Origin of the sequence: Paenibacillus arenosi (genome assembly GCF_014841135.1) — a bacterium.
Taxonomy (GTDB): Bacteria; Bacillota; Bacilli; order Paenibacillales; family Paenibacillaceae; genus Paenibacillus_B; species Paenibacillus_B arenosi.
Map to the genome: position 1 here is coordinate 38,732 of NZ_JACYTN010000003.1, position 23,742 is coordinate 62,473.

The 23,742-nt window shown below is 40.4% G+C and carries 19 protein-coding genes; 15 read left to right on the forward strand and 4 right to left on the reverse strand.

The window, feature by feature from the left end:
• Window positions 1-133 precede the first annotated feature (133 nt).
• The 4 genes from IFO66_RS06180 to IFO66_RS06195 all read left to right on the forward strand — a co-directional run bounded on the left by IFO66_RS06180 (window position 134) and on the right by IFO66_RS06195 (window position 5,058).
• Entirely contained in the window at window positions 134-2,176 is a 2,043-nt protein-coding gene (locus tag IFO66_RS06180) for a methyl-accepting chemotaxis protein (RefSeq protein WP_192024311.1), read from the forward strand.
• Window positions 2,177-2,561: 385 nt separating this feature from the next.
• Entirely contained in the window at window positions 2,562-3,050 is a 489-nt protein-coding gene (locus IFO66_RS06185) for a helix-turn-helix domain-containing protein (RefSeq protein WP_192024312.1), read from the forward strand.
• 29 nt (window positions 3,051-3,079) lie between these two features.
• Window positions 3,080-3,955 (forward strand): alpha/beta fold hydrolase, encoded by an 876-nt coding sequence (locus tag IFO66_RS06190; protein ID WP_337912576.1) that lies wholly within the window; start codon window positions 3,080-3,082, stop codon window positions 3,953-3,955.
• 221 nt (window positions 3,956-4,176) lie between these two features.
• Window positions 4,177-5,058, forward strand: a complete 882-nt coding sequence (locus IFO66_RS06195) for a hypothetical protein (protein ID WP_192024313.1) — start codon at window positions 4,177-4,179, stop codon at window positions 5,056-5,058.
• On the opposite strand, the gene IFO66_RS06200 is transcribed toward IFO66_RS06195, so the two are convergent.
• On the reverse strand, window positions 5,047-6,024 hold the full coding sequence (locus tag IFO66_RS06200) for an oxidoreductase (protein ID WP_192024314.1): 978 nt from the start codon (window positions 6,022-6,024) through the stop codon (window positions 5,047-5,049). The genes IFO66_RS06195 and IFO66_RS06200 overlap by 12 nt on opposite strands.
• A 147-nt stretch (window positions 6,025-6,171) precedes the next feature.
• On the opposite strand from IFO66_RS06200, the gene IFO66_RS06205 reads away from it, so the two are divergent.
• The 11 genes from IFO66_RS06205 to IFO66_RS06255 all read left to right on the forward strand — a co-directional run bounded on the left by IFO66_RS06205 (window position 6,172) and on the right by IFO66_RS06255 (window position 16,698).
• Entirely contained in the window at window positions 6,172-6,606 is a 435-nt protein-coding gene (locus IFO66_RS06205; protein WP_192024315.1) for an Lrp/AsnC family transcriptional regulator, read from the forward strand.
• Window positions 6,607-6,762: 156 nt separating this feature from the next.
• Entirely contained in the window at window positions 6,763-7,944 is a 1,182-nt protein-coding gene (locus tag IFO66_RS06210; RefSeq protein ID WP_192024316.1) for a serine hydrolase domain-containing protein, read from the forward strand.
• A gap of 32 nt (window positions 7,945-7,976) precedes the next feature.
• Window positions 7,977-8,516, forward strand: coding sequence for a LytTR family DNA-binding domain-containing protein (locus tag IFO66_RS06215; RefSeq protein ID WP_192024317.1), 540 nt, complete (start codon window positions 7,977-7,979; stop codon window positions 8,514-8,516).
• Window positions 8,517-8,527: 11 nt separating this feature from the next.
• Window positions 8,528-8,959, forward strand: coding sequence for a hypothetical protein (locus tag IFO66_RS06220; protein WP_192024318.1), 432 nt, complete (start codon window positions 8,528-8,530; stop codon window positions 8,957-8,959).
• Window positions 8,960-9,201: 242 nt separating this feature from the next.
• Window positions 9,202-9,858: a response regulator transcription factor gene (locus IFO66_RS06225; RefSeq protein WP_192024319.1), complete on the forward strand. Its 657-nt coding sequence runs from the start codon at window positions 9,202-9,204 to the stop codon at window positions 9,856-9,858.
• Between the two features lie 4 nt (window positions 9,859-9,862).
• Window positions 9,863-11,302 carry a sensor histidine kinase gene (locus IFO66_RS06230; RefSeq protein WP_192024320.1) on the forward strand — a complete coding sequence of 480 codons (1,440 nt, stop codon included), beginning with the start codon at window positions 9,863-9,865 and terminating at the stop codon, window positions 11,300-11,302.
• A complete protein-coding gene (locus IFO66_RS06235) occupies window positions 11,299-12,078 on the forward strand; it encodes a hypothetical protein (protein ID WP_192024321.1) in 780 nt (259 codons plus the stop codon). Before IFO66_RS06230 ends, IFO66_RS06235 begins: the two co-directional genes overlap by 4 nt.
• 238 nt (window positions 12,079-12,316) lie before the next feature.
• Window positions 12,317-13,741: an ABC transporter substrate-binding protein gene (locus tag IFO66_RS06240; RefSeq protein ID WP_192024322.1), complete on the forward strand. Its 1,425-nt coding sequence runs from the start codon at window positions 12,317-12,319 to the stop codon at window positions 13,739-13,741.
• Between the two features lie 14 nt (window positions 13,742-13,755).
• On the forward strand, window positions 13,756-14,649 hold the full coding sequence (locus tag IFO66_RS06245) for a carbohydrate ABC transporter permease (protein WP_192024323.1): 894 nt from the start codon (window positions 13,756-13,758) through the stop codon (window positions 14,647-14,649).
• Window positions 14,650-14,656: 7 nt separating this feature from the next.
• Window positions 14,657-15,538 (forward strand): carbohydrate ABC transporter permease, encoded by an 882-nt coding sequence (locus tag IFO66_RS06250; RefSeq protein ID WP_192024324.1) that lies wholly within the window; start codon window positions 14,657-14,659, stop codon window positions 15,536-15,538.
• Between the two features lie 20 nt (window positions 15,539-15,558).
• Window positions 15,559-16,698: an efflux RND transporter periplasmic adaptor subunit gene (locus IFO66_RS06255; RefSeq protein WP_192024325.1), complete on the forward strand. Its 1,140-nt coding sequence runs from the start codon at window positions 15,559-15,561 to the stop codon at window positions 16,696-16,698.
• 197 nt (window positions 16,699-16,895) lie between these two features.
• On the opposite strand, the gene IFO66_RS06260 is transcribed toward IFO66_RS06255, so the two are convergent.
• The 3 genes from IFO66_RS06260 to IFO66_RS06270 form a co-directional block, all read right to left on the reverse strand.
• On the reverse strand, window positions 16,896-17,990 hold the full coding sequence (locus IFO66_RS06260) for a DUF418 domain-containing protein (protein ID WP_192024650.1): 1,095 nt from the start codon (window positions 17,988-17,990) through the stop codon (window positions 16,896-16,898).
• A gap of 324 nt (window positions 17,991-18,314) precedes the next feature.
• Window positions 18,315-20,666, reverse strand: coding sequence for a M13-type metalloendopeptidase (locus IFO66_RS06265; protein ID WP_192024326.1), 2,352 nt, complete (start codon window positions 20,664-20,666; stop codon window positions 18,315-18,317).
• A 578-nt stretch (window positions 20,667-21,244) separates the two neighbouring features.
• Entirely contained in the window at window positions 21,245-23,599 is a 2,355-nt protein-coding gene (locus tag IFO66_RS06270) for a M13-type metalloendopeptidase (protein ID WP_192024327.1), read from the reverse strand.
• Window positions 23,600-23,742: the final 143 nt, after the last annotated feature.

Here is a 23,742-nt window from a genome sequence, read left to right on the forward strand (position 1 = left end):
CGTCAAATCTGAATCGGCCTAATTAACCATATTTATCCATTATAATAATTTTTACAATATACCGATTATATTAACATTACCCAATCGTATTGCACGGTTACTATTTTCAGTCAGAAAAGGTGTGAATACAGCTATGAATACAATCAAAGGTCAAATGCTCCGTCTATTATTACCCGTTATCATGGTTACGGTACTAGTTATGTCTGGGGTTTCTTATTTTAAAAGTAATTCAATGGTGACAACACAGGTTGATCAGACGATGAAAGCCAATTTAACCAGTGGAATAGAGACCATTAATCTATCTTTTCTAGCTCATGAAAAGACTCTACAAACGTTTTTAATGAGTGTTAACGATAACCCGAAGCTGACAAGAGAAGAATACTTGCGCAAAATGAAGAAAGTACTGTCAACGAATGATGAAACTTTTGGTGTAGGTGTCTTTTTTGCACCAAATAAGCTAGATCCACAGGTTGGAAGACGAGCTTATTATGTGACTCAAAAAGATGGTGTTATGTCTATCGATGATTCTTACAATCAAATTGATTACACAAAAGAATATTATTACACCGATGCAAAAGCGTTAAAAGAGGGAGAAATGACATGGACGGAGCCCTATATCGATTCCAATTCTGGTGTTTCGATGGTTACAACCATATCTCCACTCTATTATAAAAATGAATTTGTAGGTACGGTTACAGCAGATTTGAGTCTAGATGAGATTATGGATATGGTCTCTGGCATTAAAGTGGGCGACACAGGCTTACCATTGCTCTTGAGCAAACAGGGATTAATTCTCCATGATATTGTCCCAGAACATATTATGAAAATTAATATTAAAGACAGCCCACGGGAGTCGCTTAAGACACTTGGGGGAGAAATGCTGCAAAAGGAAAGCGGCCAATCCTTTATTAAGGGTGAAGGTGAATTTGGTGATGCTAAAGTATACTATGATACGGTTACAGCAGCAGGCTGGAAGCTAGCGTTCTTTATTTCCAATGATGAAATAGAAGCTCCTTCAAGAGACTTAGTAAGAACTCTCTCCGTAATAGGCGTTATCGCTATACTTATCGTTAGTTCAACTATATTTATGTACACCAAACGTCTAACAACTCGCTTACAACAACTGGAACAATTGAGTCGAGTAATGGGCGAGGGAGATTTTACTGGTGTCATTGAAGTATCAGGGAAAGATGAGTTAAGTAATATTGGGCATGCTTTCAACAAAATGTCGGAGACGTTAAGAGGAGTTGTGCGCGACATTGCTAGAGACGCAGAACAAGTTAGTGTTACGAGTCAGGAACTTAGTGCTACCTTTGAGGAAGTTACGGGTCAAATAGAACTGATTAACTCCTCTTCTGAAGAAATTGCGATGGGTTCACAAGATACAAGTGCAAGCAGTGAAGAAATAAGTGCATCGGTAGAAGAAGTAGCTGCTCATGTAGAAGTATTAGCGAAGACGGCACAAAATAGCAATGAGGAAGCAATGAAAATTAAAGAGAGAGCTGTTCACATTAGCCATACAGCAGAACAATCGATTAAGCATGCAAAAAGACTATATGAAGAGAAAGAAAAAGCGATACTTACAGCTATCGAAAATGGAAAGGTAGTTAATGAAGTGAAGATCATGGCAGACGCTATTGCTGCTATTGCTAGCCAAACCAATCTACTTTCCTTGAATGCAGCCATTGAGGCAGCAAGAGCTGGAGATAGTGGCAAAGGATTCGCTGTAGTTGCTCAGGAAGTAAGAAAACTAGCCGAGCAATCTGAGCGTACTGCCTTACAAATCCACGAAACGATTGAAAAGACACAGAAAGCTTTTCATGATCTAACTCATGACGCGAATGGAATATTGGAATTTATTAATAAGCAAGTCATGGCAGATTACGATCTTTTACAGGATACAGGTAGTCAGTACAATAAAGATGCTGATAATGTAAGGCTAATATCCGATGATATTGCAAACATGTCCGATAATGTTTCCCATACAATTAAAGAAATTACGGCTGCCATTGAAAATATGGCAAGTATTGCGCAAAGAACCTCAGAGAATACAGAAGAAATACAAGGCAGTATGTCCGATACAAGTGGCGGTATGAGACATATTGCGCAAACCGCACAGGATCAAGCTGAAGTAGCGCAATCTCTAAATGATGTAGTACAGCGATTTAAGGTGTAGAGGCTAATTCGTATGAATGAGTGCCATTCACAATTGTAGAAAAAGTAGGATAAAGCGTGTAGAGCTTGTACAGGTTAGGTACAGTTCTACACGCTTTTTCTTGTATGTCCAAGTATAGGTTGAGGAGAAAATTACGATTATTAATGCAGGAAACTAAATGTACATACGGATGCAAATGGTGATTATATCGATGCTAGAATTGAAATTTAGACTACGGAGTTAATACTAACGAAAAAACGTGTGGTTGATGGCCCAATGCAAAATAAAAGTGGAAATTAAGTTGTTTAAATAGCAATAAAGTTAAATAAAATACATTAAAGTGTATTTACAATATACATAATGTGCAATATAATGAGCGTATAAATCATATAAAGGATTGAATCAGATGGAAGAAAAATTTTATACCATTGACCAAATTGCAGAAATATTAGGAATGCACCATAAAACAATTAGAAAATTTATAACCGAAGGTAAGCTTAGAGCTACGAAAGTAGGGAAGCAGTGGCGAATATCGGGGCATGATTTGAGTATTTTCATGGAAAATAACAACGTTACTATTAGCAATAAAGTCGAAGCGGAAAACAAAAATATTGAATTCAGCACGGGTGACCTAGATACAAATAAAGGTCTGAATAAAGTAAATGTCTCTACTGTAGTAGATATCAATGAAGTAGACGCTGATCAATATAGAAAAATTTCAAACCTGTTATTAGCCGTAATGAATAGTAAGGATCCTAAGTTAAGCCATTCAACGATTCATATCAAACATTATCAACATGAGAATAATGTAAAAGTAATGCTATGGGGAGATCTTATCTTTACTAAAGAAATGCTGGATTATATATCTATCTTTACTCAAGGCAATGACATGTAAAGGGGATACAATAATAAGGAGATGTAATAGTGAATTCAGGTAGTAGTAAACGAAACAATAGTAAGGTTCAGGTTGCCTTTAAATCAGCAAAAGGAAAAAGAGAAGTTCTAAAATATTACGATTCATTAGTTAGTATGAGTTCAACGATACATGAAGAATTGTATATAGATACGGGTTATGGAAAAACATTTATTATAGCGAGTGGAAGAACTGATTTGCCACCACTTATTTTACTACATGGCAGTGGCATGAATTCAGTAATGTGGATCAATGAGATGGAGAAGTATGCTCAAAATTATAGAGTATATGCGGTAGATATGCCTGGTGAGCCAGGGAAGAGTAGTGAAATTCAACTTCCATTTACCGGTGATGACTTTACCAACTGGCTTCATGATGTTTTTGAGTGCCTATCTATTGAAAAGGCAAGTATAGTTGGAATTTCTCTAGGCGGATGGGTAGGAGCTAAATTTTCTATAACATATGCTCAAAAGGTAGACAAGCTGGTTCTTCTTTGCCCAGCAGGTATTGATCCTCTAAGAAAATCTTTTATGTTCAAATCACTCATGTACATGTTACTCGGAGAAAAAGGAATTGATAAGCTTTATTACAAAATTAATGGTGACAAGCTTATTCCAGCAGTTATGCTGCAGTATCAAAAGTTAATTGCAAGCCATTTTAATTTTAGAAAAGAAGTCATTCCCCTGTTCTCTGATGATGAAATTCTACAACTAACGATGCCTGTTGCCTTATTTGTAGGGGGAAAGGATGTTATGTTCCATTCTGAAAAGACGGCAAAACGTTTAGAAACGTTACTAAAACATGCAGAGATTAATCTTATTCCTGATGAAGGCCACTCCCTTGTTAATCATGGGGATGAAATAAGAAAGTTCCTCAATCAGCAGTAGAAGTTTACTAGTATTTTATCCATCTCAACTATTATCGAAACTTAGTCTATGATGAATGAGTTCTGGTTGTGAGGGAATTCCCTACTCCATAAGTTGGTTAACTAAGGAGCATGCCACGGCAGCTCCTTTCGTCATTTTATCGTATGACGAAGTAAGTTCATATACAGTCGACTTGTGCAGTATTGGAATTAACAATCTACTTGAGGAAGGAGTAATTTGGTATGTATAAAAGGAAAGTAGCTATGCTGAGAAAGCTCTATCATACATCAAATTCAATGTTTGACCCTCAGCATGGGGTGAGACTGTACAACGTTTGTTCACTCATAAAAGAAGAGAGAGAACTGGTGAAAAAAATGGACTGGATGGTCAATCGTCTGGAGATCATGTCCCACCATTCATGCCTTAAGCAGCTCATTCAGCTAAGGGAAGACAAGCGATTAAATCGAGAACGCATCATAGATGGATTTATTGCTGGAGTTGGTGGGAGCTACCCCCGTGGGATATCCTCGTTGACGAGCTACTACACCATGTTGAACATACCGGATCACGAATTTGTGGAGGCAGACCGTTACGCTGCATGCAAAATTTGCTCCTTTTCAAAAAGTCGAAAAGATGGTTATTGGGAAAATACTTCAGAGGTTCATTACGCCCTCTACTTAGGCAATACGTATGGTTTAAGTCTGAGGGGAGCACTCTTGGATTTAAAGGAATTAGTGGAGCAGCGTCCGGTCAAGCCGACGTCGAAAGATATTAAAGTGTTTCGAAGCTTATTGGACAGCTTGGAGCGTTCGGAGCCTGACGAGACGCCGGGTGAATTTGAGAAGCGGCTTACAGCAGAAAAAATTATGCCGAGAAATAAGTACGTGCGGCGGGGCATATTGAACTCACTAGCTGTCGTAGGAGCTATTCCCAATGCATGTATCAAAACGAATTTTGATACGTGGACGGACTATGAAGATATGGCGAGCCAAGAAGAAAAGCTTCCAAATACAAAAGGTAGATCGGATATGGAGATGCCGTGGGCGGGCTGGAACGGGCAGCTTAAAGTCAATTGGGACGTAGTCAATGAGCTGTTTGGGCAAGTAGAGTACTCACGGTATTAACATGCGTTCTGCGTAGTCCGGGTCCTCTAGGAGAGGACGGCCTATCGCGATTAGGTCGGCTAATTGATCCTCAAGTATACGGTTGGCAAGACTATGGGTATAAATTTCCCCGACCGCAATGACTGGAATTGTGAAATGTGGCTTAATTGCAGCCGCATGAGGAAGTTGATAAGCGGTGTATATGTCGCTTGGTTGAACCGGAGTTATTCCACCAGTAGAGACATGGATGGCGTTCAATTCGGCTTCAAGTGGTTGTAACATACGCACCCACTCTGTAGGAGTTAGTCCTTTTTTGCTGTAGTCGGTGGCAGAGATTCGAACGATAACCGGATAGTCTCTGCCCACTTCCTCTCTAACCTCACAAAGTACCTCTTTTAAAAACCTCGCCCTATGTTCAGCAGAACCTCCATAGGCATCTGTCCGCTTGTTGGATAGAGGCGACATAAATTGATGAATGAGAAAACCATGTGCCGCATGAATTTCAATCCCATCAAATCCTGCTTCTATACTTCGTTTTGCCGCTAATCGATATTCGTGGATAATGTGTTCAATACCCACAGGTGAAAGTGCTTTGGGTATGCCGTAATAATCATCATACGCAATCGCGCTTGGTGCGACTAACGAGTTCGTAACTTCAGGAGACGATTTCCTTCCACCATGAGATAACTGAATAAAGACCGGAGTTTGGTGTGCGTGAATCGCATCCGTAACTTTACGTAACGGTTCGATATGTTGATCTGAAAATATTCCGATATCGTTACCCCATAGCCTTCCGTTTGGAGAAATAGCGGTAGATTCTAAAATAATGAGTCCTACATGCTGTGCCCTTCTTCCGTAATGTTCAATATGATGGTTGGTGGCCAGCCCTTCGGAAGTACCCATGTACTGCTGTAATGGAGCCATAATCAGTCGGTTTTTCAAACGTAATCCGCCTAGCGCTATAGGTTCATTTAGCATAGATATCATTGTGCCATCTCCTCTTTAATCGATTTAGCGCTATTTTATTATGTATCGTACGCAAACTACATAGAATGATTAAGTAAATGAGCATAAGATTACTTAAATATCACTTTAAATAAGGTCATTATCCTTTTATATTGAGGTGTTCATTTTATGGATCACATCGATTACAAAATTCTTTCTTTATTGCATGAGAACGCCCGAGTTCCCATTTCCGAGATGAGTCGAAACATTGCCATGTCGCAGCCAGCTGTAACAGAAAGACTTCGGAAGCTGGAGGAGCAAGGGATCATTACAGGCTATCGTGCGCAGCTGTCTCCGCACAGACTTGGGAAGCATACGACCGCATTCGTTTTATTTAAAACAAGTAGCTGCAATGCTTTTGTTGCTTTCAGTGAAGAGTCTCCTGAGATCGTTGATCTTTATAGAATTAGTGGAGAGTATAACTTCTTGCTGAAAGTTTGCACTGAAACGACAGAGTCGTTGGCTCATTTTCTGGATTCCTGCCATGCATTCGGATTTTCAATGCCCTTAATTGTACTCTCAACAGCGTTTGAAAATAAAAGTTTAGTAGTAGATCATGCTTGATAAACGTTTCGTTCCATTAATTACACCTACAGCTCAATAAAAAGTCATCTTAATCCTTTATTTGGACCACTTGAATCAAAAGTGTTTCTGCCATACAGACCACCGAGTAGAGTAGTTTATGAAAATACATGAATGGAAAGGTGGTCCATCTCCCATATGAAAATAGCAATTAGAGTGCTGATCGGTTTCCTTATTATCGTTGTGGTTGGATTTGGCGTAATAATGATACTGAATAGGCCAATACCAGAAGAAGAAGTGACGAAAAAAATTGAAACCCATGTAACCGATATCGTAGAACAAAATAATTCTTTATCCAGCGTACTGCTGACCATTTACTCTAAAAAAACAGGTTATTTTGAACAATTTGCAGTGGGTACTAAAAGCCACTCTTCCGTTGAACCTGTTCACGTTGATAGTCAATATCATGCCGCCAGCATTGGTAAAACGATGTGTGCTGTTATCTTTGGCGTGTTAGTTCAAGAAGGAAAAGTTAGCTATGATGATAAAATTACTTCCTGGCTGGATGACAGTGTTCTTAAAGGCTTATTTGTAGTAGACGGGATAGACTATGCAAATCAAGTTACGATAAGGCAATTGCTCAGTCATACATCTGGAGTAGGTGATTATTTTGAAGGTCCTGTAAATAGCGGAAAGCCTATATTGGAAATGACATCAGCCAATCCGGAACTTTCCTTTACACCCAAACAATTGATTGCATTTACTAGGGAAAATCAGAATCCTGTAGGACGACCTGGACAACAATTTTATTATTCGGATACGGGGTATATTTTACTGGGTCTTATTTTGGAGCAGATTGAAAAACAATCTTATGCTGCTATTTTGGAGAAGAGGATATTTAAGCCCTTGGGTATGAACGATAGTTATTTACTATTTTATCAGGATAAACCGGCAGACATATTAGGATTTTATATCGATGGTGTTGACTATAGCGATAAACAGGCATTATCCGTTGATTGGGCAGGTGGAGGAGTTGTTACTACAATGGATGACCTGTTAACGTTCATGGTGGCATTAGAGGACGGGACTTTATTATCTGATGAAGTGTATAAACAGATGACTGATTTCACTCATGACTATGATAAAGGTATTTATTATGGAATGGGGATGATGTATTTTGACTTTAGTGAACTATCCTTTTTACTAGGCTCAATGTCCGATGTTTATGGTGGTGTTGGTGTTACAGGGTCATACGTATTATACGATAAGGAAAAGGAAACTTATTTCATTGCGAACTTTGGAACAGATGAATATAGGGAAAAAGGGATAGAAGAGCTTGTAAATATAAGGATGATTTATGATAGGATGATAGTTGAATAAATAGTTCGTACGTTGTCATTAGGAGACATACAATGGTTCAATTATTGTGTTCAAATAAAGTTTGTGAAAAGTTGAAACAGGAACTGTCCAAATATCAAATTGAAGTCGAGCAACATAGTGACTTGGTTCTTGTTGAAAAGGGATTTGAGCTACCGACTGAAAAGATTTGTATTGTATTCGATGCTATTGAATATATGGATGTCGTTAAGCTGTTGGTCTCTGGTATCCGAGAAGAGATGCATATGACGCATCGATTTACAGGGTTGAGCGACAATAAATTTGCTGTTATTGAACCACGGGATGTTCGATATGTAGAAGCGGGTCCTGATGGTATTATGGCCTATACCAAATCTAATAAGTACAGTATTAAAGAGACGCTGCAATATTATGAGAATGTGTGGGTTGTAAAAGGATTTATACGAATCAATAAGTCACAACTCGTTAATTTGCTTCACGTTAAAGAAATTATCCCTTGGTTCAACTCCAGATATGTATTAAGAATGGATAATGACAAGGAACTAGAAGTATCCAAGATGTTCTCAAAAAAGCTTAGAAACACACTCAAGTTATAGGAGCTCAATGTATGGACAATATCCATTTAGTAAATGTGGTAAAGTCATTTTTTCTTGGTTTGTTTATCGGTGTTATTTTGCAGTTTACCGGGTACTCAGATGTATCATTATCGAATACAGTATTGGTGGTGTTAGCTAGCGGAAGCATCGGCTTTATCGTTGGTTTACTAACAGAATGGCTAACTTCCATCCTACCTATAAGTATGGCGAGAGCTCGAACTTACTTTTTTATTAACAACTTGATTGCTTTAGTGGTCACTACCTTCATTATGGCATGTTCAATGATAATTGCAGATAGGAGTATGGTGCAAGCAACAGAGATTGCTTGGATACTGTGGATCGTACTTAGCATCATATGTATTGCCAATCTATTTGACTATATGATGTATCGACGAGCTCAGCATAAACTGAAAGCATTTAAGGCACTGATGAAAAATGAATGAGCATTTCCTCCTAAAAGTGTCAGGCTAGGATGTTATATAAATAACGTGAAATAGTTGATAGACAGGGAAAATCCTATACAAATAGGGTTCTTCCCTTTTTGGCGTGCCTAGCTTAGGTGATCATTTCATGTGCGCTCTATGTGGATTCACATACCTATTATTTGCCCTATCATGCTAGTATAGATGGTGTATCTGACCATCCGAATATGGTACACCCATCATTTGTGTTAGGAGATTCAGTGATGAACAAAAAAATATTGATCGTTGAAGATGATGTTCATATTTCTAAAATTATTAAAATGAATCTCAATATCGTAAACTACGATACGACAGAGGTCTATGATGGCTTGGCGGCTTTGGAACTGCTGCAGCGGGAGAAGTTTGATCTTATTTTGCTGGATGTTATGATTCCCAAACTGGACGGTTTTGCACTAATGGAGCGTATTAGACCTTATTGTATACCGGTTATTTTTTTGACGGCGAAGAACTCGGTTTATGATAAAGTGGACGGGCTAAGGCTGGGAGCAGATGATTACATGGTCAAGCCATTCGAAGCGATTGAACTGCTAGCTCGTATCGAAACGGTATTGCGTAGGTATGGCAAAGAAGAACGAATGCTTGGCTTCCAGTCGCTTCTCATTGATCTGGACAAGCGGGAGGTAACCAAGCAAGGAGAAGTCGTGGAGCTAACGCCAAAAGAATATGATTTGCTGGTCGTTCTCCTGAAAAATAAGAATATCGCCCTATCAAGAGAGCAGTTTATCGATAAAGTATGGGGTGATGACTATTATGGAGAAACAAGAACGGTTGATATGCATATTAAATCATTACGGAAAAAACTAGATTTGCAGGATCATATTAAAACTATTTATAAACTTGGCTACCGGTTGGAGGATTAAGAAGATGAAATTTTGGAAGAAAATTTACATCTTCTCGATTCTAGTCTTTGTCATTATTTTTAATGCTGCCTCTATTATGGTTATCGAGCGCAGCCACAATAGAATGCTGGAGCAGGAAATAGATAGTGCGCTAAGCCAATACATGAGTATTCATTCCAGTGTCAACGCGATTGTACCGATTGTTCGTATTTACGATTCAATCGATTATGAGAAAACAGTGTTAACGAGAATTGCTAATGAATTTGTTAGAACCAATAAGGAACAACGTGTGTATTTGGATATTAGGGATGAGACCAATCAGGCGGTCTTCAGTAATATTGATTTTCAGATGCCGGAGCAGCGTAAGGAACTGGATAAGCTAGGCGCGGATCAAATCAATTATATGTTGCGGGATATCGATGAGCGAACGATCCTGTTCACGTCGAATATGGTGGATGTTAGTCAAACGAGCTATCTATTTACCTATATGGTAGATGTCAGTTCCGTGTATCAGGACCGTGTGGATCAATATAAGTTCTTTGTAAAGGTGGATGTGGCGGCCTGTTTTCTGTATATGTTGATTATGTTTTTTGTAAGTAGAGGGCTGACGCGATCAATTGAGCGGCTGGGTCGTACAGCTCAGGTCATTGCGCAGGGAAATTTCTCTGAACGGGTCCAATTACAATCAAAGGACGAAATTGGCGTGCTAGCAGACAATTTTAACAATATGGCCGCTGTTGTGGAGGATAAGATCAATGAACTTGAGCGAATCAATCAAGAAAAACAGCGGTTTATTAATAATTTTACGCATGAATTAAAAACACCGCTCACTTCCATTATTGCCTATGCGAGTTTTATGAGGACTACCAAATACGATGAAGAAATGTTTTTAGATGGTCTCAACGTCATTTATTCAGAGGGTAAACGATTAGAGATGTTGTCATTGAAGTTGATGAACTTGATTGTGCTGCAAGAGGATGACTTCGAGTTGGAGCTGCACGATCTGGGAGCGGTTATAGCTGAAATCAAGCCTGCACTAGACATGCTGGCCAAAGAAAAGCAGATTGCAATTGTCACGGAGTGTGGACCTGGCGAGCTAAGATTGGAAAAGGATTTGATGAAAGTTCTAATCTTCAATCTGGTGGACAATGCAATTAAAGCTTCAGATAAACAGCAGACCATTACACTACAAATCGTATGGCAAGATGGGCAATGTGTGTTGGCAGTGATGGATCAGGGCATTGGGATTGCTAAGGAGCATCAGGATAAAATTTTCGAACCTTTTTACATGGTGGACAAATCGAGGACAAGAAGCGGAAAAGGGGCAGGTCTCGGTCTTGCAATATGTAAAAATGTAGCGAAGGTCCACAATGCGAACATCCGGGTAACCAGTAATGAGAATCATGGCACGAAGGTGGAAGTTGTATTCGCACCTACCTTTCCGAAAGGCGGGATGCAGGAATGAACAAGCTTAATTTGGTTGTGACATGCGTGTTGCTCATGATTCTCGGGACGGGTTGCCAAGGTGTGTTTGATACGATACCGAAAGAGACAGTTATGGTAAAACCAATTCATAGAACAAATGCGGCCAATGAGGCGAAATATGAGGGTGTCCTGTCTCAGGATACAGTGAAAACACTTAGTCTAAATGCGGTAAATAAATATTTCGATAAAAAACTAACGTTGAACGAGATTCAATTGGAGATGCAAATTATTGATCAAAACAAGTTTAAAGCTTTAATAAGTGAGGCGGAATATGGTCTCATTCCGATAGTCGAGCCAGCTCCAGCCTTGGAAGTGAAACGAGCAGAGGTTCCGAAACGAAAGCTGAACGATCAAACAGAACTGGCTTCGTATTCTGATGGTTTATTTTATACGACTCTGACCAAAATGAATGACCCTAATGAAATCTATGATATCGTGCTGAATGCAAGGGACGGCGATGTTGTTAAAGCCGCAAGGGCAGGAACGTTACGAGATTTATCCAGCACTAGTGAGGAAGACAATGAAAAGGTTATCGCTCTTGCAACAACGTTTATTCAGGAAAAAGGGAGCTATCCATTGTCCGAGCTATCGCTGAATGAGGATATGATCCGCTGGGGCAGTGTAGTGGAATTGTATTACATGAGCAAGGACGGCGATAAGTTAATGTACACGGTCTCAGTCGATTTGAGACGAAATGAAGTTGTCGGGTTCAGTAAGGACGTCATGGCACTGCTTAGTTACTATTCGAGGCTTTAAGCTAGACATAACCGCCTAACTGAACTCGTGTTGCAAGACCATGCAAGACCACATTTACAGTGTTACAGCAACACACGAAAGAACCTTCAGGGAACCATCTACTCCTGAAGGTTCTTTTTTTCAGTTTTTACAACTTCAATACAAGTCCATCTCATTCCTCATATATCTCCACCTTATACTGATGCTGTAACGCTACGGAATGTTCATGGAGAGAAGGATTATAGGAGGAAGAAAAACAATGAAAAAAGCGATGTTAATTCTGTTTATGTTTATCATGGTCATCGTTTCTGCTTGCAGCACCACTACTGACGGGAATGCAGGGGGAGCACAGACATCGAACGGAGGACAGACAACCTCCGATCAGGTAAACAACGGGACAAGTACTACATCACCTAAGGGTGAAACGTCTGGAACGAATAATAGCAAGGAGAAGAAAACCATTGTATTTTCCACCTATTTTCTTGACGATTTCTATGTAGAAGCCAAGAAAAGATATGAAGCGAAGCATCCTAATATCACCATTGATCTTCAATATATCGAACAAGCGAATGAAAACATCACAGCTGCAGATGCAGAAAAGTTTGTAAAAACAATGAATACAGCTATGTTATCTGGTAAAGGGCCTGATCTGATTCAGATGGATCAATTGCCATCCGGGGATTATATCAAAAAAGAATTGCTGGCCAACATAGGAAATATGATCGATAAGGACCCTACTTTTAAGAAAGAGCAGTACTTCAGTAATGTTTTAGATGGGATCAAGGTAAACGGCGGAATATACGGGATGCCGATGGGTTTCTTTATTTATGGTCTTATAGGCAATGAAACGGTAATTGAAAGAAGCGGAGTAAAGATCGACGATAGCAATTGGAATTGGAAACAGTTTACCGACACAGCCAAAGAAATCGTTAAGAAAACAGATGGAAATTATTTTGCATTAGGCGGAGTAACTCCTGAATACATGATAAAAAGTTTGGTTCATGATCAGTATGCGACGTTCGTAGATCTGAAGAGCAGGAAAGCTAATTTCGACTCTGCTGCCTTTATTGAATTACTTAAGGAAGTAAAGCTTATGCTTGATGAGAAGATGATAAGGGAAGATTATGATGGGGCCATTTTCTATAGCGAATTCATTAGTTCACCCGAATACTATATTCGTGATGTAAAGAAGAGTGAATTTTTTAGTGATCCTTACAAATACAAATCAAAGCTGTACTTAAAACCAAATGCAAGCGGGCAGGCGGCAGGAGGATTTTTCAGAACCTACCAAACGATCGGCATTAATGAGAGGTCTGCTGTAAAAGATGAAGCATGGGATTTCCTGAAATTTCTGTTATCTGATGAGATGCAAGATCAAGCAAGCGGTTTTTCATTAAACAAAGCTTCCTACAAGAAAATTGCTCAAGATGTATTGAAAAAGGGAAAAGTAATGTCTGATCAAGAAGTTGGGCCTTTGAAAGGCAAAGAGTACGAAGTTACTCAAAAGGATATCGATGAGATGGAGAGGTTAATTAGCAGCTTAAAATATTCAGTTGAGTTCAAGCCCTCAAAAATCGAAGAGATTCTATTGGGAGAATCCAAAGCCTATTTCACCGGACAGAAATCACCCGAAGCAGTGGCAGAGCTGATTCAGAATAGAGTGATGACTGTGTTGAATGAATAGGGAGTGGATTGAACATGACAGACAAGCGTTACTGGGATAAGCTGATCAGACTGCTGCGGAAGGAATGGGCTGTGGCAGCCCTCTTTCTAGCACCAAGCCTGATTGGCTTTGCCTTGTTTTATCTGATTCCGTTTGCTATGGGAGTTATTTATTCGTTTCAAGATCATACGGTTGACGGCTCATTTGTCGGCCTAGACAATTACAGGGCACTACAGAATAGTGATTCTTTTCACAAATCAGCATCGAATACGTTATTGTTTACCATTGTGAGTGTACCTCTCCTTATAGCTTTATCTTTGCTGTTTGCGCAGATCCTGAATCAAAAATTGTTTATTCGGAATTGGCTGCAGACCGCATTTGTATTGCCGCTTGTGGTACCCGTCGCATCTATTGTGATGGTGTGGCAAATCTTGTTCGATTGGAATGGCACATTCAATGCATGGCTGGAGTACTTGAATGTGGAGCGGGTCGATTGGATGAAATCGGAGTGGTCAATCGGTGTGCTAACCATACTCTACATATGGAAAAACATGGGGTACAACATTATTTTATTTTTGGCTGGTTTACAAAGTATTCCGAGGGACTACTATGAGACGGCGGATATCGAAGGGGCGGGTAGGTTTCATAAATGGTTACATATTACGCTTGTTTATTTAACTCCGACGATGTTTTTTGTCATTCTTATCTCCATTATTAATTCGTTCAAAGTGTTCCGTGAAACGTATTTGATCGCTGGCGAATATCCGCATGATCGGATTTATATGCTGCAGCACTACATGAACAACATGTTTATGGCGCTCGATGTTCAGAAGCTGACGGCTGCTGCCGTGGTAATGGTAGGATGTATTCTAATTTTTGTGACAGCCATGCTCACTATTGAACGTCGTTTTCGAAATTTTATGGAATAAGGTAGGGATGGTGAGTAAATTGGCTGTATTTCACAAGCTTGTACTGACGGTAATTATGGGCGGGCTAGCCTTGGTAATGCTTTTCCCTATAGTCGTCACATTTACGAACTCCTTTATGACGGAAGCCGAGATTAACTATAACTATCATCTCATTGGTGAAATGGTCGATATCGCCGCAGGGGAGGAAGAGCCATTTATTAATTTGAAACTGATCCCTGACTGGGTGTCCTTTAGTAGATATATGGAGGTGCTGTTGGATAAGCCAGTATTTCTCCACATGTTCTGGAACTCTGTGTTTATGGTTGTGCCGATTATTGTAGGGCAAGTGCTGGTCGCGTCATTGGCTGCGTATGCGTTTGCCAAGCTTCACTTTTGGGGGAGAGACAAACTGTTTTTCCTATATGTAATGACCATGCTAATGCCATTTCAAGTTACACTGGTACCCAATTATATTATTGCAGATAAGCTGGCGCTTATGAACACAACTTCCGCCATTATATTACCGGGGATATTCAGTGCCTTTGGTGTCTTTATGCTTAGACAATTTATGCTGCATATTCCGAATTCCTATATCGAAGCGGCCAAAATAGACGGTGCAGGACAACTGAGAATTTTTTATCAGATTGTGCTTCCGCTTGTTCAGCCTGGTGTCGCAGCGCTTGTCGTGCTGTTGTTTGTTGACAATTGGAATATGGTCGAGCAGCCGCTCATCTTTTTGGAGGACACATTCAAGCAGCCTTTATCTTTATATTTGTCGAGCATTATTGAAGGGGCAAGGGGTGCGGCTTTTGCTGCCTCTGCGTTGTATATGACTCCGATGGTATTGTTATTTTTATATGCGGAATCTTATTTTGTTGAAGGTATTCAATTATCGGGAATTAAAGGATAGTCCATTACGGGGGGATTGTAATGATAACTCAACCTGCCGATCAAACGTTAATGGGACGCAAACGGTACATTCGCATCCTGTTCGGCTTGTTTATCGGACTGTTGATCGGATTTACCCTGTTCAGTAATACGCTGAAGTCATTAACTTTGCCGAAAGTGGCATTAGCAACTGTGGAACGAGGTGAGCTTGTTCATACCTTTCAAGGCGGAGGTACGGTGAAATGGCGTAAGGAATCAGCCTTATCGGGTGCTGGAGGAGGAAAAGTGAAGCAGGTCAACGTCAAGGTGGGACAGCTCGTTAAGAAAGGGCAAGTGCTGGTAGTCTACGATACGAAGGCTATTGAAAATCAGATTCTGGATGAAAAGGCCACTCTTGATAAGTTAACTATTTCGACGAAAGAACAGGAGAATCGTTATATTGAGGCTTATCGCAGCGGAGATGAAATAAATATCCAAAAAGCTAGAGACCATTTAAAGGTTAGCTCTATCGATAAGGATGTTCTACAGCGTAAAATTGAAAAGCTGCAAGAGGATTTATCAGTAAATGGTGCACTGACAGCGGTATTCGACGGAGTTGTGACGAAAGTGGGAGCGGTGGAAGGGCTTGCTTCTACTGGAGAAGGACCTGATATTGTCCTTGCTAACCAGAGTCTTGGCTTTGCTGTTGAGTTTCTTGCTCCTGTGGATGCCATTGGTGTTCTAGAAAAAGGAGCTAAGCTGAATGTTCAATTGAAGGGCAGCCATGCTAGGCAAGTGGAGGGCCGTATTGAAGAAATTCAAGATGCAGAGCCTCTCACTTCATCAGGTGAAGATGCAGGTCAAACGATGTACACGGCGATGAAGCGTCTGACCGTTGCCATTCAGGATAATGCTTTGCAGGGAGGGGAGCAAGCTGTAGTCGAGCTAACCAAAACGATAGATGATGTAATTTTGGTAGACAATAAAGCAATTCATCATGAGGGAGATAAAAGGTATATATTTAGCTTCGAGGAGAGAAATGGACCTCTTGGCAATGCTTTTTACGCTCGGAAGCAATACATTACAATCGTAGATTCAAATGAAACGCAATCAGCTGTAACTGAGGGTTTGTTCAATCAGGAACAAATTATAGTTGAGAGCAGTGCTCCATTGCAGGAGGGAGATAAGATTCGAATCCATTAGTGTTGTCATAAAAAGCGCTGTCAGAAGAATCCGCAAAATATAGTCCATATGTTTCATTTTACCTAGTGTTTTCTGGTTGGGAAGTAGGTGAGCAAGAGTTTACTATAAGTTAAACTTGCTCACCTTAGTTTTTGTGAATCGACGATTTATTTTTAGTACAGCAGGAAAATATATTCCGTATTCCGTTATAGGATGGCTTATTTATTTCTGTACACCAATTTCCTCATTAGAGCTTCCAACGGTCCTACTTTATTCTTTTTCTCCAATACTGTGGCTAGTACAACGGAGAGAACCCAAATCCCCACTGCGATTAAGGCAGCAAGACCGTTTCCTATCTGTCCTCCTAGATTAAGCGCCACAGGGGATAAGAGGACGACAAGTAATGCCTCATTAAACACATAAAAAGTTAAGGAACGCTTGCCTACAGCCATTAAGGAAGAAGTGAGACGACCGGGCTCTTTTATTTTGGCTCCAATGATGCCAAACAGCATAGCATAAGCTAATCCTCCAGCAATTCCGGTAATGATGTGTAATCCGTTTACAAGTCCAGCAGTGAAATAACTTGGGTTCCACACATTTCCGATTAAGGATAAAGGAATTGCACCTAACAAAGAGACAATCAATCCCGCGATCGTTATGCGGCGCATCCTTCCTAAGTGTTGTTCAGGTTTCGTTAACAGTTCATATCTGGCGATCCAAATACCGAGTAGTACGGAAGGGAGAACTGGGAACATCATATGAATAAAAATAGGGATGAAAGGAGTGGTAATTAATTTGAGTACAGCAGTACTAAAATAGGTGTCTGTTGCCGAAACCTCTGGAGCGAAGCCATAACTCCCACTTTCCAGTATAGTAAAGCCCCAAAATAGTGGGGTAATAAGGACATAGAAGACGGTGATCCATATAAAGGTTCGAATCAGGGTTTTGTTTGTACGTGTTAAGACCCAACTAACTAACAGCCCAGCGACACCGTATGCCATAAGAATATCTTGGCCTCCGATGACTACGGCTAACAACATTCCGAATAGTATTAAATACCACGAACGACGTCGTATCGTCTTTACAGCTTTTTTCTCGCTTATTCCTTTAGCGAGTTGGCTTTTAAATGCTAGCACTAAACCATACCCGAACAAGACGGCAAACATGGCCCGTGCTCGATTATCAATTACGAACTGGCCAAAAAAGTTTACGGCCTGATCGAAGAATGTGATCCCTTCTACCCTGTGCATAATGCCAGGATCAGAAGCGTACAAATAAAGCGGTGCATGCGCGAGTGCGATTAACAGCAGCATGGCACCTCGTGCTAGATCCAATGAAACAGCACGTTTTTTGCCTGTGGTTGAGTTATTGTTTATTGGAACGGACAAGCTTATCTCCTCCCTTGTGATCAGCCAATACATTGCAGTTGTACCTATCATTTTTTGATCTTTTGTTTAAAAAATTGATCGAATGTTCAGTTTTATTTTATTGATCGTTAAGCGATTTGTCAATGAGGTAATGGTGACGGGATATATGGAGTCAAAAAATAAAAAGCCACTCCATGAGATTGGAGTGGCTTGCCTTTGTATACGGATACAGCTGCGATATCGATAGGAACGCTCTATCCTCTGTTTATTTTACCAGATCGAAACTCGATCTTCTGGAGTTACGTACATACCATCACCGGGCTTAATTCCATACGTATCGTAGAACTCTTGGAAGTTGACAACGGTGCGATTTACCCTAACTTTGTTAGCTGAATGTGTATCATTTTTGCTTAGAAGCGCTGCGAACTCCTTTGTGGTTGTGGATTTCCACAGCTTCGCGTTGCTTTCGAAGAACGCTTTATAATCTGGATTGCTCTTTTCAGATACCACTTGCAGGGCAGCTGCCATTCCACCTAGATCAGCGACATTTTCGCTTAGTGTAAGCAGACCGTCGTTCAATACACCTGGAACAATCTCGATTCCATTATAGAACTTGATTAGTTCTTCGTTTTTCTGTTTGAATTTCTTAAAGTCCTCGTCTGTCCACCAATTGTTCGCATTTCCACTTTCGTCGTATGCGGAACCTTTGTTATCGAATGCATGACTGATCTCGTGACCAATAACCATACCGATAGCGCCAAGATTGGCTTCAGGTTTCGCCTTTGTGTCATAGAATGGCGCTTGGAGGATTCCAGCTGGGAACGTAATTTCGTTGTTCAACGGATTGTAGAATGCATTTACGGTATACACGCTCGTTAACCATTGCGTTCTATCAACCGGTTTGTGCAGCGTTGCCTTCTTATTATCGCCGTATGCTTTGGTTACTGCGAAGGAATTAGAGAATAATGAACCGCCTTCACCGTATGATTTAATCGTTACTTTGTCTAAGGTTGTATCCCACTTATCTGGATAACCGATCTTAACCATCATCGTATCGAGTTTCTTAATTGCTTTCGCTTTTGTTGTTTCAGACATCCAATCAAGCGCTTTGATTCGTTTCTCATACGTAGCGATCAATTGATCAACCATTTGTTCAACATCTTTTTTAGCTTCTGGTGAAAAATGTTTCTCGATAAACATTTGCTCCAAATATCCGCTCATCGTGGATGTTGTAATAGCAGCTGCAATTTCCTTATCCGTTTTTTCTCCTGTAACGCCATAAATAGCTGCGAATTCATTTGCTGCGTCTCTGAAACCATCGGACAATAAGCCGCCTGTTGCTGTGAGCAAATGTACCTTGGAGTAAGCTTTTAGCGTTTCAAGATTAGCTCCAGTTAATAGCTCTGCACCTTTTTGCGCAAGTTTTACGTCAAATACGATTACTTTATCGGCAGTATCGACCTTCATTGATTTTAATGCTTGTTTGATATCGACTTCTTTATGCATGTCGTCGAATTTCTCGATGGTGTAAGGATTATAGTATTTATTCACGTCGCCTTGCTCATGGGGATCAAGTGAGACGGAAGCCAAGCTTTTCTCCATCTCATACACTTTCTCCGCACGAGCTTTGGCAGCAGCCTCTTTCTCGCCTGTCAGCATGAGCATTTTGGTCATATACTGGATATGAGCCTTTTTCACTTTTGCATCTTCGTTTACTAAGCTGTTTTTATCTAGTCCAGTGCTTAGTCCAGTAAAGTACAAAGCGTTCGCACTGCTGTTCTTAGCATCGCTCATAATGCCAAACTGGAATAGCGTGCTCATACCTAGTTCTTTCTCCAAGGTAAGATCGGCTTGAACAAGTTCGTCGAGCGTCTTAGCTTCATCAATAGCTTTTATATATTTTTGAATGGGTTCAATCCCTTGTTTATTTCTAGCTTCCGTATCCAGCGCTGTCGCATAGAAGTCTGCAAGCTTCTGTTCCTTTGTCCCTTTTGCGAATGATTTGCCGGAAAGATCATCTATTATTTTTGTGATTTTATCATCGTTTTGTTTTTGCAGCTCGGAGAATCCGCCACCCATAATTTCTCCTGCTGGGATGGTTGATTTATTTAGCCACTGCTTATTGATTGCTTCATAAAAGTCATCATTTACATGAGAGCCTTCAAGCGCCCACACTCTCGCGATAATCGTTTGGAACTCCGCAAGTGTAATCGTATCGTTTACGCCTAATGTACCATCAGCTTTGCCAGTTAGTACGCCTGCTTTAGTTAGCTTATCGATATCTTTTTTAGCCCAAGCTGGTACATCGGTAAACTGTACGCCAAATGTTCCTGTGCGCAAATCATTTCCTACAGGCTCCGGCAATTCACCGAATGCTCTGCTCAGCATGACTAGAGCTTCAACCTTCTTGACGGGCTGCTCTTCTTTTAGAGATCCATTTCCGTTGCCTTTAATAATAGCGTCTTTTTTAAGTCCCGTTTGGTAAGCATCAGCCGTCGTCAACAAGGTGTTAACGATCTCTCCTCTGGTTGCTGGCTTCGGCTGTTCAGCAGCATACACGGATACGCTGAATGAGAGGGCCATTGTCATGGCCATAAGTAAGGAAACGAACTTCTTTTTCATCGTCAGGCTCCTCCAAGGTGTAATTTATGTATAAATAAAGGAGAACAAACAGGAAAATTTCCCATTTATCTCTTTTCATTATAGCTGTTATCGACCAATTTGAAAATGTTGTAAGCCGTATGCCTAGGAAGACATTTAAGTGGATGATTACTGGTGTTATTCATTGAGCCGAGGTTAGCTAACGCGTTGGGATCTCTAGTCTGTTTATTCTTAGTATGTCATGTCGTAGGGAAAATTACGTGCCGTTACTTGTTATAGAGTGGAGCGTGGACCTTGGAGTTTGTCCTAACAGCCGTCAGAGAGGTTATTTGAGCAAAAACGTACATATTTGTATGTAACGGTCACCAAAGCGCTTAGTTTTGCGTTTTTGGCGAATAACATCGCTCTATATGGCAAATAAGCTCTCTGACAACCGTTACATTTTAAAATAAGCAAATATAAGCGAAATAGCCTCTGTGGCATTCGTTAAGCAATAATGATGTTATTCAAGCTAGCGAAACCGTTGCTTCTGTGCTTGTTGATTTACTCAACACTATTGTTCAAGAAAATTTTTGAACGAACTCTATCCGCTTGTGGTTCTACCAGATTGAGACTCGATTCTCTGGAGCTACATACATGCCATCTCCAGGCTTAATGCCATACGTATCATAAAACTCCTGGAAGTTCACAACCGTGCGGTTTACTCGAATTTTATCGAGTGAATGGGAGGCAGCTGAGCTAAGGTATGCTGCAACCTCTTTCGTTATCGTGCTCCTCGCGGTTGTCGCATTGCTTTCAAAAAATGCCTTGTAATCAGGCTTGCTCATCTCGGATACCACTTGCAGTGCAACAGCCATTCCACCTAAATCCGCCACATTTTCACCTAATGTCAGCTGACCGTTGCTTATGACCCCAGGGATCGCTTCGATTCCATTATAAAATGCAATGACTTCCTTGCATTTTTCTTGGAACTTTTTCAAATCTTCTTCTGTCCACCAGTTTTTCTCATTTCCTTGCTCATCGAATGCTGCCCCTTCGTCATCGAATGCATGGCTAATCTCATGACCGATTAGCGTACCAATCGCTCCAAGATTTTGTTCAGGTTTGGCATTAACATCATAAAACGGGGCTTGGAGAATACCAGCTGGGAACGTCATCTCATTACTAAATACATTGTAGAACGCATTTGCCGTATGGACACTGGTCGTCCATTTTTGTTTATCGACTGGTTGTCCAACACTAGCTTTTTTTTCATCCATGATTACCTTGGTAGCCGCATAGTAGTTGGAGAACAGGGAGCCGCCTTCGTCGTATGTCTTGAACGTCACTTTATCTAAAGTTGTCTCCCACTTATCTGGATATCCAACCTTAACGTTTATCGCTTTCAACTTCTTAGTGGCCTGCATCTTTGTTGTTTCGGACATCCAATCCAGCGCGTTAATTCTTTTTTCATATACAGCAACCATTTTTTCTACCATTTGTTCAACATCTTTTTTTGCTTTGGGGGAGAAATGTTTCTCGGCGAACATCTGCTCCAAATATGGTCCCATCGCCGCTGATGTTATGTTTTGTGCAGCTTCCTTATCGGTATTCTGCTTAGAGACACCGTACATCGCTGCATAGAAATCGCTCGATACATTTCTAATTTCATCGGATAGCAGTTGGCCTGCTTCTTCTAGCAGCTGTACTTTGACATACGCTTTCAGTACATCAAGATTAGCTTCTGTCATGAACGCGGCGCCTTTTTGCGCCAGCTTCTCATCCATAACAATGATTTTATCAGCATGGCCCAATTTCATTGACGTGAGTACTTGTTTCATATCGACTATTTTGTACAAATCATCAAATTTTTCGATGGTATACGGGTTGTAAATTTTACTAACATCGCCTTGCTCATAGCGTTCAAGCGAGACGGCAGCCAAGCTCTTCTCCATTTCATACACTTTTTCTGCACGGGCTTTGGCTGTAGATGAGTTCTCACCCGTTAGCACGAGATATTTCGTTATCTGCTCGATATATGCTTTCTTCGCATTTGCATCTTCTGTTGCGAAGCTACTTTTATCTAGACCTGTTTTTAACCCGCGGTAGTACAGGTCATTTTTATTGCTGTTTTTGACATCTCCGATGACGTCAAATTTGAACAGGGTACTAAAACCTAAGTCCTTATCGATGTTCAGGTCGGCTTGAACTAGCTCGTTAATCGTCTTAGCCTCATCAATTGACGTCACATATTTTTTTATAGGCTCAATCCCTAGCTTATTCCTCTTTTCCTTATCCAACGCCATATTATGAAAATCCGCTAATTTGCGCTCTTTTGTACCTGAAGCGAGCTGCTTGCTAATGAGCTCTTCCATAATGGCAGCTATTTTTTTGTTGTTTACATGATGCAGTTCTGAGATGACACCACCCATCATTTCCCCTGCAGGAATGGTAGATTGATTGAGCCATTTTTTATTGACCGCTTCGTAAAAATCATCCTTTAGATGATTACCTTTAAGCGCCCATACTCTGTTAATAATCGTTTGGAACTCAGCACTCGTAATAGGATCGTTTGCGCCAAGTGTGCCTTCAGGTTTGGCTGTCAGTACGCCTGCCTTCACGAGTTTATCGATATCTTTTTTAGCCCAAGCCGGTACGTCAGTGAATGTTAGACCAAATGTTCCGATGCGTAAATCATTCCCGACAGGCTCCGGCAATTGTCCAAACGCCCTGCTTAACATGACTAGAGCTTCTATCTTTTTAACGGGTTCATTTTCATTCAGTTTTTTGTTCTTATAACCTTGAATAATAGCTTCTTTAGTAAGGCCGGGTTTGTAAGTGTCAGCTGCTGTTAATAAAGAGTTAACGATATCCCCTCTTGTTACTGGTTGTGGCGTCGTATCCGCATATACGGATACATGGAATGATAATGCCATTGATAAAGCTAAGAGTAAGGAAACGATTTTCTTTTTCATCGTGATGCTCCTTCATGGTAGATTTGTATGTATACATAAAAATATAAAAGGAATTTTATCCCAATGATATTTTCATTATTATAGCGGAACTTATTTGGTTTGAAAATGATGGAATTAATTAAAATGTTAACTAACTGGTCGTT

Bases quoted from the DNA above. Each gene is read 5' to 3' on its own strand.
- IFO66_RS06180 (WP_192024311.1), top strand. From the start codon at position 134: ATGAATACAATCAAAGGTCAAATGCTCCGTCTATTATTACCCGTTATC.
- IFO66_RS06185 (WP_192024312.1), top strand. From the start codon at position 2,562: ATGGAAGAAAAATTTTATACCATTGACCAAATTGCAGAAATATTAGGA.
- IFO66_RS06195 (WP_192024313.1), top strand. From the start codon at position 4,177: ATGTATAAAAGGAAAGTAGCTATGCTGAGAAAGCTCTATCATACATCA.
- IFO66_RS06200 (WP_192024314.1), bottom strand. From the start codon at position 6,024: ATGATATCTATGCTAAATGAACCTATAGCGCTAGGCGGATTACGTTTG.
- IFO66_RS06205 (WP_192024315.1), top strand. From the start codon at position 6,172: ATGGATCACATCGATTACAAAATTCTTTCTTTATTGCATGAGAACGCC.
- IFO66_RS06210 (WP_192024316.1), top strand. From the start codon at position 6,763: ATGAAAATAGCAATTAGAGTGCTGATCGGTTTCCTTATTATCGTTGTG.
- IFO66_RS06215 (WP_192024317.1), top strand. From the start codon at position 7,977: ATGGTTCAATTATTGTGTTCAAATAAAGTTTGTGAAAAGTTGAAACAG.
- IFO66_RS06220 (WP_192024318.1), top strand. From the start codon at position 8,528: ATGGACAATATCCATTTAGTAAATGTGGTAAAGTCATTTTTTCTTGGT.
- IFO66_RS06225 (WP_192024319.1), top strand. From the start codon at position 9,202: ATGAACAAAAAAATATTGATCGTTGAAGATGATGTTCATATTTCTAAA.
- IFO66_RS06230 (WP_192024320.1), top strand. From the start codon at position 9,863: ATGAAATTTTGGAAGAAAATTTACATCTTCTCGATTCTAGTCTTTGTC.
- IFO66_RS06235 (WP_192024321.1), top strand. From the start codon at position 11,299: ATGAACAAGCTTAATTTGGTTGTGACATGCGTGTTGCTCATGATTCTC.
- IFO66_RS06240 (WP_192024322.1), top strand. From the start codon at position 12,317: ATGAAAAAAGCGATGTTAATTCTGTTTATGTTTATCATGGTCATCGTT.
- IFO66_RS06245 (WP_192024323.1), top strand. From the start codon at position 13,756: ATGACAGACAAGCGTTACTGGGATAAGCTGATCAGACTGCTGCGGAAG.
- IFO66_RS06250 (WP_192024324.1), top strand. From the start codon at position 14,657: ATGGTGAGTAAATTGGCTGTATTTCACAAGCTTGTACTGACGGTAATT.
- IFO66_RS06255 (WP_192024325.1), top strand. From the start codon at position 15,559: ATGATAACTCAACCTGCCGATCAAACGTTAATGGGACGCAAACGGTAC.
- IFO66_RS06260 (WP_192024650.1), bottom strand. From the start codon at position 17,990: ATGCTGCTGTTAATCGCACTCGCGCATGCACCGCTTTATTTGTACGCT.
- IFO66_RS06265 (WP_192024326.1), bottom strand. From the start codon at position 20,666: ATGAAAAAGAAGTTCGTTTCCTTACTTATGGCCATGACAATGGCCCTC.
- IFO66_RS06270 (WP_192024327.1), bottom strand. From the start codon at position 23,599: ATGAAAAAGAAAATCGTTTCCTTACTCTTAGCTTTATCAATGGCATTA.